Source organism: Variovorax sp. P5_A3 (assembly GCF_056400665.1).
Genome location: NZ_JBFUKW010000017.1, coordinates 94,278 through 107,582 on the forward strand (window position 1 = coordinate 94,278; position 13,305 = coordinate 107,582).

Sequence of the window (13,305 nt, forward strand, 5' to 3'; positions counted from 1 at the left end):
ATCGCTTTCGACAAGGATGCGCCGCAGCGCGGTCTGCACGTGCCTTACTGGCGCACGGGCTTGCGAACGGCAGGCGCCGCCGGCGGCAGCGCACTGGACGTTGGTGTGCCGAACACCTGGCGGATCAGCGCGAGCTTGGGCGGCACGGTGGCGTTGCCGGTCTCGAGTTGCTGCGCCTTGGCGTAGGACTGTGCGGCCAGGCGAGCGTAGATGTCGCCGAGGTTCTCGTGCGCCGTGGCGTAGTCGGGGTTGAGCTTGATCGCCATCTCGAGCGCGGCGCGGGCCTTGTCGAACTGGCTTTGGGCCGCGTGGAGTGCAGCGAGGTTGTTGTAGGGCTCGGGCAGTTCCGGGAATTCCTGGGTCAGCTGCGTGAAGGCTGCGATCGCCTCTGCCTGCTTGCCTTGCTCCGTCAGGATGACGCCGCGCAGGAAGCGCATCTGCGGATCGCGCGGCTTGCCGGCGATGTAGGCATCGGCCTTGACCAGTGCCTCGTCGGCCTTGCCTTGGCGCAACAGAGCGTTGACGTCGGAATAGTCGTCGGCGTGTGCCGCGCCGATGGTCAGCGCCAGGAGCAGGGCCGGGAAAATGCGAAGAAGGGAAGACAAGGAGATAGCGGCGTGCTGCATGAAGCCTCGAAAGGAAGAGAGGGCGCGGGCCTTCGTAAACACGTGGAAAATATCCGCCGGTGGCCGTTTATACTGCGAAGGATTGTAGCCGAGGGGCCACGTCCAACCCTTCGTCGCCACACCACTTCCACCCCTGAAAAACCCGCTGTCCTTCGCCCGTTTTCGCACGCGCGCGAACCGACGTTTTCCGAGCCCCATGAGTCTTCGCATCTACAACACGCTCTCGCGTGAACTGGAGGAATTCAGCCCTCTGCAACCCGGCAGGGTGCGCATGTACGTCTGCGGGATGACGGTGTACGACTACTGCCACCTGGGCCATGCCCGCTCGATGATCGCGTTCGACGTGGTCCAGCGCTGGCTCAGGACATCCGGCCTCGCGGTCGACTACGTCCGCAACATCACCGACATCGATGACAAGATCATCCGCCGCGCCGTCGAAAACGGCGAAAGCATCCGTGCGCTCACCGACCGGATGATCGTTGCGCTGCACGAGGACGCCGACGCCCTCGGCATCGAAAGGCCTACACACGAGCCGCGCGCCACCGATTTCATTCCGCAGATGCTGTCGATGATCGCTACGCTGGAGCAGAAGGGGCTCGCTTACCGCTCGCCGAACGGCGACGTGAACTATGCAGTGCGCAAGTTTCCCGGCTACGGCAAGCTCAGCGGCAAGACGCTCGACGAGCTTCACGCCGGCGAGCGTGTCGCGGTGCTGGACGGCAAGGATGATCCGCTCGACCCGGTGCTCTGGAAGAGTGCCAAGCCCACCGAGCCGGACGAGGTGAAGTGGTCCAGCGATTTCGGACCGGGGCGCCCGGGCTGGCACATCGAATGCTCGGCCATGGCGTGCGAACTCCTCGGGCAGACCCTCGACATCCATGGCGGCGGGGCGGACCTGCAGTTTCCGCATCACGAGAACGAGATTGCGCAAAGTGAAGGAGCCAACGGCAAGCCGCTGGCGCGCACGTGGATGCACAACGGCTTCATCAACATCGACGACGAGAAGATGTCCAAGAGCCTGGGTAATTTCTTCCTCATCCGCGACGTGCTGAAGAAGTACGACGCCGAGACCGTGCGGTTCTTCGTCGTGCGGGCCCACTACCGCAGCCCGCTCAACTACAGCGACGTGCACCTCGACGATGCGCGCAATTCGCTCAAGCGCCTGTACACCGCGCTGCATCTGGCGGCGCCGGCGCAGGTGGCGATCGACTGGAGCGACTCCTACGCCGCGCGCTTCAAGGCGGCCATGGACGAGGACTTCGGCACGCCCGAAGCCATGGCGGTGCTTTTCGACCTTGCCGGCGAGGTCAATCGCACGAAATCGCCCGAGTCGGCCGGCCTGCTGAGGGCACTGGGCGCATGCCTCGGCATCCTTCAATCCGACCCTCAGGGTTTCCTGCAGGCGGGAACGACGCTCGACGAGGCCACCATCCAGGCCATGATTCAGCAGCGTGCCGACGCCAAGGCGGCAAAGAACTTCGCCGAAGCCGACCGCATCCGGAACGAACTGCTCGCGCAGGGCATCGTGCTGAAGGACTCGCCCACCGGCACGACATGGACGTCGGCCAAGTGAACGCGGCGAGAACGACAGCCGTGGCCAAGGAACCGATTGTCCAGGTCTTCACGCCGGACTACTGGGAAGAAGCCTGCAAGCATCTTGCCAAGAAGGACCGCGTCATGAAGCGGCTCATTCCGCGCTTCGGCGATGCCTGCCTGGAATCGCGCGGCGATGCATTCACCACACTGGCGCGCAGCATCGTCGGCCAGCAGATCTCGGTGAAGGCGGCGCAGTCCGTATGGGACCGCTTTGCCAAGCTGCCGCGCAAGATGACACCGGCCAGCGTGCTGAAACTCAAGGTCGACGACATGCGCGCGGCCGGGCTCTCGGCTCGCAAGGTGGAGTATCTGGTCGACCTGGCCCTGCATTTCGATTCGGGCGCCGTGCACGTCGGTGCGTGGGAGAACATGTCCGACGAAATGATCATCGCGGAACTCGTGGCGATCCGCGGCATCGGCCGCTGGACCGCCGAGATGTTCCTGATTTTCCATCTCATGCGGCCCAATGTGCTGCCCCTGGACGACCTCGGGCTCATCAATGGCATCAGCCAGAACTATTTTTCGGGCGACCCCGTCAGCCGCAGCGATGCGCGCGAGGTGGCGGTGGCCTGGGCCCCTTACTGCAGCGTCGCGACTTGGTATATTTGGCGATCGCTCGACCCGCTACCGGTCGCATACTGAATAACAGGAGAAGACGTTGGCGAAACGAACCTTCCTCGACTTCGAGCAGCCCGTCGCTGAACTCGAAAGCAAGATTGAAGAGCTGCGCTATGTCCAGACCGAATCCGCGGTCGACATTTCGGAAGAAATCGATCAGCTCGGCAAGAAAAGCCTGCAGCTCACCAAGGACATCTACAGCGACCTGACGCCGTGGCAGATCACCAAGATCGCCCGTCATCCCGAGCGTCCCTACACGCTTGACTACGTGAACGAGATCTTCACGGACTTCGTCGAACTGCACGGCGACCGCCACTTTGCGGACGACCTGTCGATCGTTGGCGGGCTCGCTCGCTTCAACGGCACGCCCTGCATGGTGCTCGGCCACCAGAAGGGCCGCGACACCAAGGAGCGCACCGCGCGCAACTTCGGCATGAGCAAGCCCGAGGGCTATCGCAAGGCGCTCCGGCTGATGAAGACGGCCGAGAAATTCAAGCTGCCGGTGTTCACCTTCGTTGACACTCCGGGCGCCTATCCGGGCATCGACGCCGAGGAGCGCGGCCAGTCCGAAGCCATCGGCCGCAACATCTTCGAGATGGCGCAGCTCGAGGTGCCGATCATCGTGACCATCATCGGCGAGGGCGGCTCCGGCGGCGCGTTGGCGATTTCGGTGGGCGACCAGGTGCTGATGCTGCAGTACTCGGTCTACTCAGTGATCAGCCCCGAAGGCTGCGCATCCATCCTCTGGAAGACCAGCGACAAGGCCCAGGAAGCCGCCGATGCGTTGGGCATCACCGCGCACCGTCTCAAGGCGCTGGGACTGGTCGACAAGATCGTCAACGAGCCCGTCGGCGGATCGCATCGCGACCATCGGCAGATGGCCGCGTTCCTCAAGCGCGCGTTGAACGATGCCTTCCGCCAGGTCAGCGATCTGTCGGTGAAGGAACTGCTCAACCGGCGCTACGAGCGTCTGCAGAGCTACGGCCGCTTCGCCGACACCAAGGCCGACAACGGCAAGTGAACGCCGGGCGGGCCGTGGCCTGCCTCGCGTTGTCCCCCGATGGAAAATCCTGCCGCCCATGCACTGGCATCCTGGGCGGCACCATTGCCATTGGCCGTCGCGTACAGCGGCGGCGCCGACTCCACCGCTCTCCTGCACGCAGCCGCGCGGCGCTGGCCGGGGCAGGTGCATGCGCTTCACGTGCATCACGGCCTCCAGCGTGCCGCGGATGACTTCGAGGCGCACTGCGCGGCAACCTGCGCGCTGCTGGACGTTCCGCTGCATGTGGGGCGCGTCGACGCCCGCCACGCGCCTGGCGAGAGTCCCGAAGACGCCGCGCGACGTGCGCGCTACGTGACGCTGGCGGAACTGGCCCGGACCCATGGCCTGCAGCACGTCGCGCTGGCGCAGCACGCCGATGACCAGGTCGAAACGATGCTCATCGCGCTCAGCCGCGGCGCCGGCCTCGATGGGCTGGCCGGCATGCCGCGACAGATGCGGCGACATGGCATCGATTTCCATCGGCCGCTGCTCGAAGTTCATTCGGCGGCGCTGCGCGAGTGGATCGCCGACAGCGCCACGCCCCACATCGACGATCCGAGCAACGCCGACCTGCGCTACACGCGCAATCGCATTCGCGAGCAGGTTCTGCCGGCTCTCGCGGCGGCCCTGCCGCAATTCCGCGAGACATTCGCGCGTTCGGCACGCAATGCTGCAAAGGCGTCGGCCTTGTTGTCCGATGTCGGTGCCCGGGACATGGCGGAAGCAGGCTCGCCGCCTGCCTTGTCCGTGCTGCGCGCCTTGTCGCGAGAGCGGCTCGCCAACGCGCTGCGCCACTGGCTCAAGCGAGACCACGGCGCGGTGCCCAGCGAGGCGCAGCTCGAACAACTTCTCGACCAGATCGCCGCATGCAGCACGCGCGGCCATCGCATCAGACTGAAGATCGCCGCCGGCAGGGTGGAGCGGGAGGGTGACACGCTGCATTGGTACAATGCTTCGCCCTTGCCGTAGCCCGCAGACCTTGCGCTGAGGTAGCGTCGATGGGTGCACGAACGCCGCTATTGACCGCTATTGGCCGGTACCGGCTGGTACGGCGACGTACGAATTCTTCTCTTTGACTTCACCCATGGCATTGATCGTTCATAAATACGGCGGCACGTCGATGGGCTCGACCGAGCGCATCAGGAATGTCGCCAAGCGCGTCGCCAAGTGGGCGCGCGCCGGCCACCAGATGGTGGTGGTTCCAAGTGCCATGAGCGGCGAGACCAATCGCCTGCTCGGCCTCGCCAAGGAACTCGCTCCGAACAAACCCGGCGACGACCACAACCGCGAACTCGACATGCTGGCGTCCACCGGCGAGCAGGCTTCGTCCGCCCTGCTGGCGATCGCGCTGCAAGCCGAGGGACTCCAGGCCGTCAGCTACGCCGGTTGGCAAGTCCAGGTGAAAACCGACAGCGCCTTCACGAAGGCCCGCATCGAGAGCATCGACGACGAGCGCGTTCGCGCCGACCTCGATGCCGGCCGTGTGGTGGTCATCACCGGCTTCCAGGGCGTGGACGAGAGCGGCAACATCACCACGTTGGGACGCGGCGGCAGCGACACTTCCGCAGTGGCGGTCGCCGCGGCGATGAAGGCCAGCGAGTGCCTGATCTACACCGACGTCGACGGCGTCTACACCACCGACCCGCGCGTCGAGCCCGACGCCCGCCGCCTGGCCACCGTGAGCTTCGAAGAGATGCTCGAAATGGCGAGCCTGGGCTCCAAGGTGCTGCAGATTCGCTCGGTCGAGTTTGCCGGCAAGTACAAGGTGCCCCTGCGCGTGCTTTCGAGCTTCACGCCCTGGGACATCGACATCAACGAAGAAGCCAAGTCCGGCACGCTGATCACTTTCGAGGAAGACGAAAACATGGAACAAGCCGTCGTATCCGGCATTGCGTTCAATCGCGACGAAGCCAAGATCTCCGTGCTCGGCGTGCCTGACAAGCCGGGCATCGCCTATCACATCCTCGGCGCCATCGCCGACGCCAACATCGAAGTCGATGTGATCATCCAGAACCTGAGCAAGGATGGCAGGACCGACTTCAGCTTCACGGTCCACCGCAACGACTACGCGAAGGCGGTCGACCTGCTCAAGGCCAAGGTGCTGCCCACGCTGGGCGAGGCCGAAGTCGTGGGCGACACCAAGATCTGCAAGGTCAGCATCGTCGGCATCGGCATGCGGAGCCACGTCGGCGTGGCGAGCAAGATGTTCCGGGTGTTGAGCGAAGAGGGCATCAACATCCAGATGATCTCCACGAGCGAGATCAAGACCTCGGTGGTGATCGACGAAAAGTACATGGAGCTCGCCGTGCGCGCGCTGCACAAAGCTTTCGATCTGGATCAACCCGCCGCCTGAAGGGTGGCATAATTGACGGCTCAGGAACTGTGACCGAGTGGCCGAAGGTGCTCCCCTGCTAAGGGAGTATGGGGTGTAGAGCCTCATCGAGGGTTCGAATCCCTCCGGTTCCGCCAGTATTGATCTTCAATGATCTATGAGAGCCCCGCGCTGAATCAGCGTCGGGGCTTTTTCATTGGGCGCTGCTATCAACTGCGTAGGCGCGGCGACGAATTCCGAGGCGCAATCAGGGAAAGCGCGCATGAAGGCTGAGGGTATCCTCTGGCCCGAAATGAAAATAGAAAAAGACGCGACGACCGGAGACCCACGCTGGCAGAAGCCGGACCGATGATCGCCGCTCACATTCGAGGAGTTCAAGTCCACCCGATTCTTTCCCTCTCTGGATGGACTGAGAGCGATTGCGGTCGCGCTCGTGATCTTCGTCCACTACGGCGGCGCTCCAGGGGAGGCCCTCACTGGCTGGTTGGGCGTGCAAATCTTCTTCGTGCTGAGCGGCTTTCTGATCACCACGCTGCTCTTGCGCGAAAACGAAGCGAACGGCTCGATCGCGCTCGGCAACTTCTACCTGCGCCGCGTCTTTCGCATCATGCCGGTGTACTACGTGGTGTTTGCAATCGTCGTGTGGCAGTCGTTCCGGCTCGGCGGCGAGAGCTGGGATCAGATGGTTGAGGCATGGCCTTACTACCTGACGTTCCTGAATGAACAAACCGGCCCGGCGCCATGGAAAATCACCTGGACCCTCGGCATCGAGTGGAAGTTCTACATGGTGTGGCCTGCCGTCGCGTTCTTTCTCGTGCGCACCGGAAAGGCTCGCCTCGGCGTCAGCGCGGCAATAGTGGCATTTCTCGCGGCCTTCTGGTCGACGAGTTGGCTAAATCCCTATCACTATTTGGTATTGATGCAGGGCTCGATCCTTGCAATCCTGATGAACAGCCGCCGCGGGTTCCAGATCTTCGCTCCCTTGACTCGCCCCGTCATCAGCACGCTGATTCTTCTCGCGTTCGCCGTCCTTCAGGTGTATGTCGGGCGTTTGGTTCCGGTCCTCGGCGACCAACTGACAAACCTTTACGGCCTCGCGGTCGCGATGCTGATCCCCGCCATCCTTGGCCCTGGCTTGCCGCGCCGGCTGCTTTCCAGCCGCCCATTCGTGTTCGTCGGGCAACGGTCGTATTCCCTCTACCTGCTGCAAATCCTTGCCTCACAAGCGGTCACCGGCTGGGCGCCGTGGAGAGTGCATGGTGTTGCCTACGCCGCTTTGACGATGGCAATCGGATTGGTGCTCTCGGATTTCCTGCTGCGCTACGTGGAGCGGCCGATGATTGCCTGGGGTCGAAAGTGGGAGTCTGGATCTTCGCGGCGCCGACTTCGAGATCCTTCATCGACCGCGGCATAAAAAGTCAGGTGCGCGCTGCCCTGCCTCCATGCCGTTCCTCACTCACAACGGCATCCTGGCCAAGATTCCCGGCTTCGAGTTCCCAACTGGCGATCAAACGCGCGGACCGTCCGACAAATCCTTGCACTGGTCGATTACCGTGATCGACTCTTCGATCCTCTGCGCGATCTGTTCGTGGAGGAACCTGGGTGGCCTGCCGATCGCCATCACCATCAGGATCCCGGCGCCCACTGCGGAAAACAATCCTGCAAAAAGCTCAAGCTGGTTGAATACATTCATCAAGCCAGTTTCCCAGCCCTCCACCCCGGCTTCAATACGCCGTTTGGAGCGGAACGCCGTGGGACGTCGCCTACCGAGCGTGATTTTTCAGAGGAGCCGCGACAGGAGCACTGCTGCGCCGCCGAGCGAGATGGCGTAGCCGACGATGCGTTGAAACTGCTTCATTTCCGTATCCCATGAGCTTGATGACAGGCTTCCCATGGTGCCAGCCATCGGGCCGCCCGATGCGTCATCCTTTCAATGCCGGCGATGGGCGTTGCCTATTTGACGACCAGGCCTTTGAGCGCCGGGTCGGAACGCGGCACCTCCAGCTTCATTTCCTTGAGCGTCTTGACGAGCAGACGGGCGATCATGAGATTGCGATGGCGCTTGCTGTCCGCCGGCACGACGTACCAGGGCGCGTAGGGCGTCGACGTGGCCGTGAGCGCGTTGTCGTAGGCCTGCTCGTAGGCGTCCCATTTCTTGCGCACTGCCAGGTCGTCCACGGAAAACTTCCAGTGCTTGTCGGGCTCGTCGATGCGCGCCTGCAACCGTGCCCGCTGCTCGTCCTTGCTGATGTGCAGCATGCACTTGATGACGACCGTGCCCGTCTCGGTCAGCAGTCGCTCGAAATCGTTGACCTGGGCATAGCGACGTCGGGTCTCGGCCTTGTCGATCCAGCCTTCGACGACCGGCACCAGCACGTCTTCGTAGTGACTGCGGTTCCACACCATGATCTCGCCCGTGCGCGGCACCACCGCGTGGCAGCGCCACAGGTAGTCGTGCGCGCGTTCTTCGTCGCTCGGCGCCTTGAAGGCCGTGACCCGGACGCCGAGCGGCGATGTCCGCGAGAACACCCAGCGGATGGTGCCGTCCTTGCCACTGGTATCGAGGCCCTGCAGCACCAGCAGCAGCTTGCGTCGACCCTCGGCATGCAGGAGGTTTTGCAATTCATCGAGTTCGGTGGCCAGCGCATCGAGCTGCTCGCGCTGGTCGGTCTCGGGGCCTTCCATGAAGGGCGTTTCCGCCGGGTCGACTTTCGACAGCCTGAATTTGCTGCCGACGCGGTACTTCTTGAAGCTGGCCATGGGGAGAGGGTTCCTATTGGTCGTCGGGATCGAGCGAGGCGCTCCAGCGGTTGTCCCAGCCGCCGCGGCGTGCGTCGTCGAGGTCGCGCCGGTCACGCTTGGTGGGTCGGCCTTGTTCGATGCTCAGTGCCGGCTCGCTGCCCATGCGCCGCTGTTCGCGCGCGGCAGCCTGAGCGGCGAGGCTTTCCGGTGTTTCCGCGTAGAGCTGCTGCGCGATGGGTGCCGGACCGCGTTGGCCGCTGATTCCGCGCACAAGCACGATGCGGGTGACCGGGCCGAGCCGTATCGACACGGTGTCTCCGACCTTGACTTCGCGCGAGGCCTTGGCGACATCGCCATTGACCTCCACGCGGTTCTTGCCGATCTCGTCGGCAGCGAGCGACCGCGTCTTGAAGAAGCGCGCGGCCCAGAGCCATTTGTCGATGCGAAGACGATCCATGTTTCAGCGATTGTCGCGCGCCAGCGGCAGGCTGACGACAGCGTCGAGCCCGACGACCTGTCCGCCGGATTCCCGGTTGTCGAGCGCGATGCTTCCGCCCAACGCCAGCACGATCTCGTGGCAGATGGCGAGGCCCAATCCCGACCCGCTCGCGACGTCGCCAGCCGCGAAGGGCGCGAACAGGCGCCGCCGCAGTTCATCGGAGATGCCGCGGCCCTCGTCGCTGACGGTGAGCACTGCCGCGTCGCCAGTCGCCTCCACGCGGACCGTCAGCGCAGCGCCTTGCGGAGAGTGCTTGATGGCGTTGTGCAGGAGGTTGCGCGTCAGTTCCTGCAGCATCCATCGATGCGCGCGCACCAGCACCGGCGCCGGTTCCGCGGACAACTCGAAGTCGAGCGCCTTGTCCGCCACGAGCGGTGACAGGTCGAGCGCGATGTCGCGAACCGCCTCCCCGAGGTCGAGGGTCATCGATTCGGGCTGCTGCCGCAATTGCTCGACCTTGGCGAGCGACAGCATCTGGTTCGCCAGCGTGGTGGCGCGGTCGACGGTCTCGTTGATCTCGCCGAGCGCCTGGCCGGCCGGCACGTCGCCGCGGCGTGCGGACTGCACCTGCGCCTTCAGCACCGCCAGCGGCGTGCGCAGCTGATGGGCGCTGTCCCGCACGAAGCGCTTCTGATGGTCCAGGAGCCGGCGCAGGCGACCCATGACCTGCGTGGTGGCGTCGATCAACGGCCGGAGTTCCCGCGGTGCGTCGGGCGCTTCGATGGGCGAGAGATCGTCTGCGGCACGCGCCGCGATCGCTTCGCCGAGTTCGCGCACCGGCCGGGTCGCGCGCTGCACAACGAGCACGGTGACGCCGGCGATCACGGCCAGCAGCACGAGTTGCCGCCACAGCGTATCGACGAGCAGCTTGCGCGCCAGGGTCTCGCGCAGCTCCAGCGTCTCGGCGACCTGGACCACGGCCATGCCGCGGCCGTGCGAGCTGGCGACGGGCTGCAACAGCACGGCCACGCGAACAGGCATGTTGCGGAACTCGGCATCGTAGAAATCCACCAGCGCGGCATAGGGCGGCCGGTCCGGAAGCTTCCCGTGCCAGAAGGGCAGCTCGACGAAGCCCGAAATCATCTCGCCGTCGAGCGCGGACACGCGGTAGTACATGCGGCTCTGGTTGTCGGCCTCGAAGGCCTCCAGCGCGGAGTAGGGCACGATCGCGCGCAGCGAAGCCGCGTCGTCGTAGCCTTCCACGTCGAGCTGCTCGCCGATGGTCTTCGCCGAGGCCAGCAGCGTGCGGTCGTAGGCGGTGGTCGCGGCCGCGAGGCTCTGCCGATAGAGGCTCACGCTGTTGATCACGATGAACAGCGCAACCGGCGCGAGGATGCCGAGCAGCAGCCTCGCGCGCAGCGAAGAGACGTGCCTCATGTGTCTTCGCGCAAGAGATAACCCAGGCCCCGCAGCGTCATCAGCGTGACGCCGGTGCCCGCCAGCTTCTTGCGAAGCCGGTAGACGACGACCTCCACGGCCTCGTACTGCACGTCCATCTCGCTCGGGAACACGAGTTCGAAGAGGCGTTCCTTGGAGACCGCGTGGCCCGGCTTGACCATCAGCGCCTTCAGCAGGGCCAGCTCCCGCGGCGTCAGCTCGAGCACTTGGGCGCGGTGATAGATCGCGCCGCTGTCCGGTTCGTAACGAAGGCCGCCGACTTCCTGCGGTCGTGCCGATGATTCGGTCCCGGCGTTCTGGTGGCGCCGGTTCAGCGCGCGGATGCGGGCCTCGAGTTCGTCCAGGTCGAAAGGCTTGGGCAGGTAGTCGTCGGCGCCGGCATTGAGTCCGACGATGCGGTCACCCACCGTGCCGCGCGCGGTCAGCAGCAGCACCGGCGTTCGCAGCCCGGCAGCGCGGGCCTGCGCCAGCACCTGCAGTCCGTCGAGGTTGGGGAGGCTGAGATCGAGCGCCACCACATCGGGTTCGAGCTCCCGCCATTGCGCGAGGGCCAGGGCGCCATCCCCGCAGATGCGCACGTCGATCTGGCGTCGCCCGAGCGTGCGCTGCAGGGTCGTTTGCATCGACGGATCGTCTTCAACTAGCAGCAGCTTCATTCCGCGATTTTCGGTGTTTACCCCAGTGCTGCGGACAGCCAACTGACAGCGGGGCGGCGCATCATAGCGGCGTTCAGGTTCTACTCAGCTTCCATTCGAAGGAGACATGCATGCGTCGCGATACCTTTCTGAAGTCACTGGCCGCCTTGGCCGCCACCGGGGCCCTGCCGCTGTCGGCCTGGGCCGCAGCCAACGTCAAGATGATGATCCCCGCCAATCCGGGCGGCGGATGGGACACGACCGGCCGCGCGCTGGGCAAGGCCCTGACGGACGGCAAGCTGGCCGACACAGTGACCTACGACAACAAGGGCGGCGCGGCCGGTGCGCTGGGCCTGGCCCAGTTCGTCAACGGCTCGAAGGGTGACCCCAACGCCATGATGATCATGGGCGCCGTCATGCTGGGCGGCATCATCACCGGCAAGCCGCCGGTCAGCCTGTCGCAGGCCACGCCGATCGCCCGCCTCACCAGCGAATACAACGTGTTCGTGCTGCCGGCCAACTCGCCGCTGAAGTCCATGAAGGACGTGGTCGAGCAACTCAAGAAGGACCCGGGCAGCGTCAAGTGGGGCGGCGGCTCGCGCGGTTCCACCGAGCACATCGCCGCGGCCATGATCGCGCAGAAGGTCGGCGTTGATCCGGCCAAGATCAACTACGTCGCGTTCCGCGGGGGTGGCGAGGCCACCGCCGCCATCCTGGGTGGCAACGTCACGGTGGGTGGCAGCGGCTTCAGCGAGTTCGCCGAGTACATCAACGCCGGCAAGATGAAGGCCATCGCCGTCACTTCCGCGCAACGCCTGCCGGGCATCAATGTGCCGACGCTCAAGGAGCAGGGCATCGACGTCGAGATCGGCAACTGGCGGGGCGTCTACGGCGCACCCGGCATCACGCCCGACCAGCGCAAGGCGCTGACCGACATGGTGCTGGCCGCCATGAAGACCCCCAGCTGGGCCGAGGCCGTGAAGAAGAACGACTGGACGCCGGCCGTGCTGTCGGGCGAGGCTTTCGCGAAGTTCGTCGACGACGAGTTCGCGAGCCTGCGCGCGACGATGGTCAAGTCCGGCATGGTTTGATCCCGGTCGCCTTGCTTTTCTCCTGACAGACGGGACACCGCGGATTCGGCAGCGCCGGTTCCGCGGTGCTTTCGGCAGGGGACTCCCGATCTCCGACTCCGAGACAAAAAATGACAACTCCATCCCCCTCGGTCTCGCCGCCAGCGGCGCCATGGCCGCAAACCCTTGTCGGCGCCGGCGTGCTGCTGACCGGGCTGGCGCTCGCGTTCGGCGCAATCGGCATCTCGTCCGAGGCCGGCTACGGCGGCGTCGGCCCCAATTTCCTCCCCTGGTTGGTCTCCATCGCCTTGACGGTGTGCGGCGCCTGGATCATCTGGGAAGCGCGCACCGGGGGCTTCCGCGACATGGACGAGCCCTCCGGCGCGATCCATCCCTACTGGGCCGGTTTCATTTGGGTGTCGGCGGGGCTGCTGCTCAACGCCGCGCTCATCACCACGATCGGCTTCATCTTCAGTTGCACGCTGTGCTATCTGCTGGCGGTGCAGGGCCTGCGTCGTGCAAGCGGGCAGGGCGGCGTCAATTCCCCGCGCACCTGGCTCATCGACATCGTGACGGGTTTGCTCATCTCGGCACCGGTCTTCTGGATGTTCACTCAGTTCCTGGCGATCAACCTGCCAGGCCTCACCGGCACGGGGTGGCTTTGATGCAAAACCCCCACGCTCATCACTTCGTGTATTCGCTGCCCCCCGAGGGGGCGCAGGTCTCCCTTGGGGCGGCCCGGCGGGA

At 64.8% G+C, this 13,305-nt stretch carries 14 protein-coding genes and 1 tRNA gene; 9 read left to right on the forward strand and 6 right to left on the reverse strand.

Translation table 11 applies throughout. The features are described from left to right. Positions 1–44: 44 nt before the first annotated feature. Entirely contained in the window at positions 45–626 is a 582-nt protein-coding gene (locus AC1D3B_RS23730) for a tetratricopeptide repeat protein (RefSeq protein WP_478193127.1), read from the reverse strand. A 196-nt stretch (positions 627–822) separates the two neighbouring features. Here AC1D3B_RS23730 and cysS point away from each other — a divergent pair, with 196 nt between their 5' ends. The 7 genes from cysS to AC1D3B_RS23765 all read left to right on the forward strand — a co-directional run bounded on the left by cysS (position 823) and on the right by AC1D3B_RS23765 (position 7,628). After that, complete coding sequence (cysS, locus tag AC1D3B_RS23735; protein WP_478193128.1) at positions 823–2,199, forward strand: cysteine--tRNA ligase; 1,377 nt, start codon at positions 823–825, stop codon at positions 2,197–2,199. Then, positions 2,181–2,864 (forward strand): DNA-3-methyladenine glycosylase family protein, encoded by a 684-nt coding sequence (locus AC1D3B_RS23740; protein ID WP_478193129.1) that lies wholly within the window; start codon positions 2,181–2,183, stop codon positions 2,862–2,864. Before cysS ends, AC1D3B_RS23740 begins: the two co-directional genes overlap by 19 nt. 16 nt (positions 2,865–2,880) lie before the next feature. Then, positions 2,881–3,861 (forward strand): acetyl-CoA carboxylase carboxyltransferase subunit alpha, encoded by a 981-nt coding sequence (locus tag AC1D3B_RS23745; RefSeq protein WP_478193130.1) that lies wholly within the window; start codon positions 2,881–2,883, stop codon positions 3,859–3,861. Positions 3,862–3,900: 39 nt separating this feature from the next. Then, complete coding sequence (tilS, locus tag AC1D3B_RS23750) at positions 3,901–4,851, forward strand: tRNA lysidine(34) synthetase TilS (RefSeq protein ID WP_478193131.1); 951 nt, start codon at positions 3,901–3,903, stop codon at positions 4,849–4,851. Positions 4,852–4,966: 115 nt separating this feature from the next. Beyond that, positions 4,967–6,235, forward strand: coding sequence for an aspartate kinase (locus AC1D3B_RS23755; RefSeq protein ID WP_478193132.1), 1,269 nt, complete (start codon positions 4,967–4,969; stop codon positions 6,233–6,235). Between the two features lie 23 nt (positions 6,236–6,258). Then, a tRNA-Ser gene (locus tag AC1D3B_RS23760) sits at positions 6,259–6,351 on the forward strand. 263 nt (positions 6,352–6,614) lie between these two features. After that, positions 6,615–7,628, forward strand: a complete 1,014-nt coding sequence (locus AC1D3B_RS23765) for an acyltransferase family protein (RefSeq protein ID WP_478193192.1) — start codon at positions 6,615–6,617, stop codon at positions 7,626–7,628. Positions 7,629–7,721: 93 nt separating this feature from the next. Here AC1D3B_RS23765 and AC1D3B_RS23770 read toward each other — a convergent pair whose 3' ends face one another. The 5 genes from AC1D3B_RS23770 to AC1D3B_RS23790 all read right to left on the reverse strand — a co-directional run bounded on the left by AC1D3B_RS23770 (position 7,722) and on the right by AC1D3B_RS23790 (position 11,509). Further along, positions 7,722–7,907: a hypothetical protein gene (locus tag AC1D3B_RS23770; protein ID WP_478193133.1), complete on the reverse strand. Its 186-nt coding sequence runs from the start codon at positions 7,905–7,907 to the stop codon at positions 7,722–7,724. 260 nt (positions 7,908–8,167) lie between these two features. Continuing rightward, a complete protein-coding gene (locus AC1D3B_RS23775) occupies positions 8,168–8,974 on the reverse strand; it encodes a PPK2 family polyphosphate kinase (RefSeq protein WP_478193134.1) in 807 nt (268 codons plus the stop codon). A 13-nt stretch (positions 8,975–8,987) separates the two neighbouring features. Beyond that, complete coding sequence (locus tag AC1D3B_RS23780) at positions 8,988–9,413, reverse strand: RNA-binding S4 domain-containing protein (protein WP_478193135.1); 426 nt, start codon at positions 9,411–9,413, stop codon at positions 8,988–8,990. 3 nt (positions 9,414–9,416) lie between these two features. Next, a complete protein-coding gene (locus AC1D3B_RS23785) occupies positions 9,417–10,832 on the reverse strand; it encodes a sensor histidine kinase (protein WP_478193136.1) in 1,416 nt (471 codons plus the stop codon). Beyond that, positions 10,829–11,509: a response regulator gene (locus AC1D3B_RS23790; RefSeq protein WP_478193137.1), complete on the reverse strand. Its 681-nt coding sequence runs from the start codon at positions 11,507–11,509 to the stop codon at positions 10,829–10,831. Before AC1D3B_RS23790 ends, AC1D3B_RS23785 begins: the two co-directional genes overlap by 4 nt. Before the next feature lie 110 nt (positions 11,510–11,619). Here AC1D3B_RS23790 and AC1D3B_RS23795 point away from each other — a divergent pair, with 110 nt between their 5' ends. Both AC1D3B_RS23795 and AC1D3B_RS23800 read left to right on the forward strand, forming a co-directional pair. Continuing rightward, positions 11,620–12,579: a tripartite tricarboxylate transporter substrate binding protein gene (locus tag AC1D3B_RS23795; RefSeq protein WP_478193138.1), complete on the forward strand. Its 960-nt coding sequence runs from the start codon at positions 11,620–11,622 to the stop codon at positions 12,577–12,579. A 110-nt stretch (positions 12,580–12,689) separates the two neighbouring features. After that, positions 12,690–13,223, forward strand: a complete 534-nt coding sequence (locus AC1D3B_RS23800; RefSeq protein ID WP_478193139.1) for a tripartite tricarboxylate transporter TctB family protein — start codon at positions 12,690–12,692, stop codon at positions 13,221–13,223. Positions 13,224–13,305 lie beyond the last annotated feature (82 nt).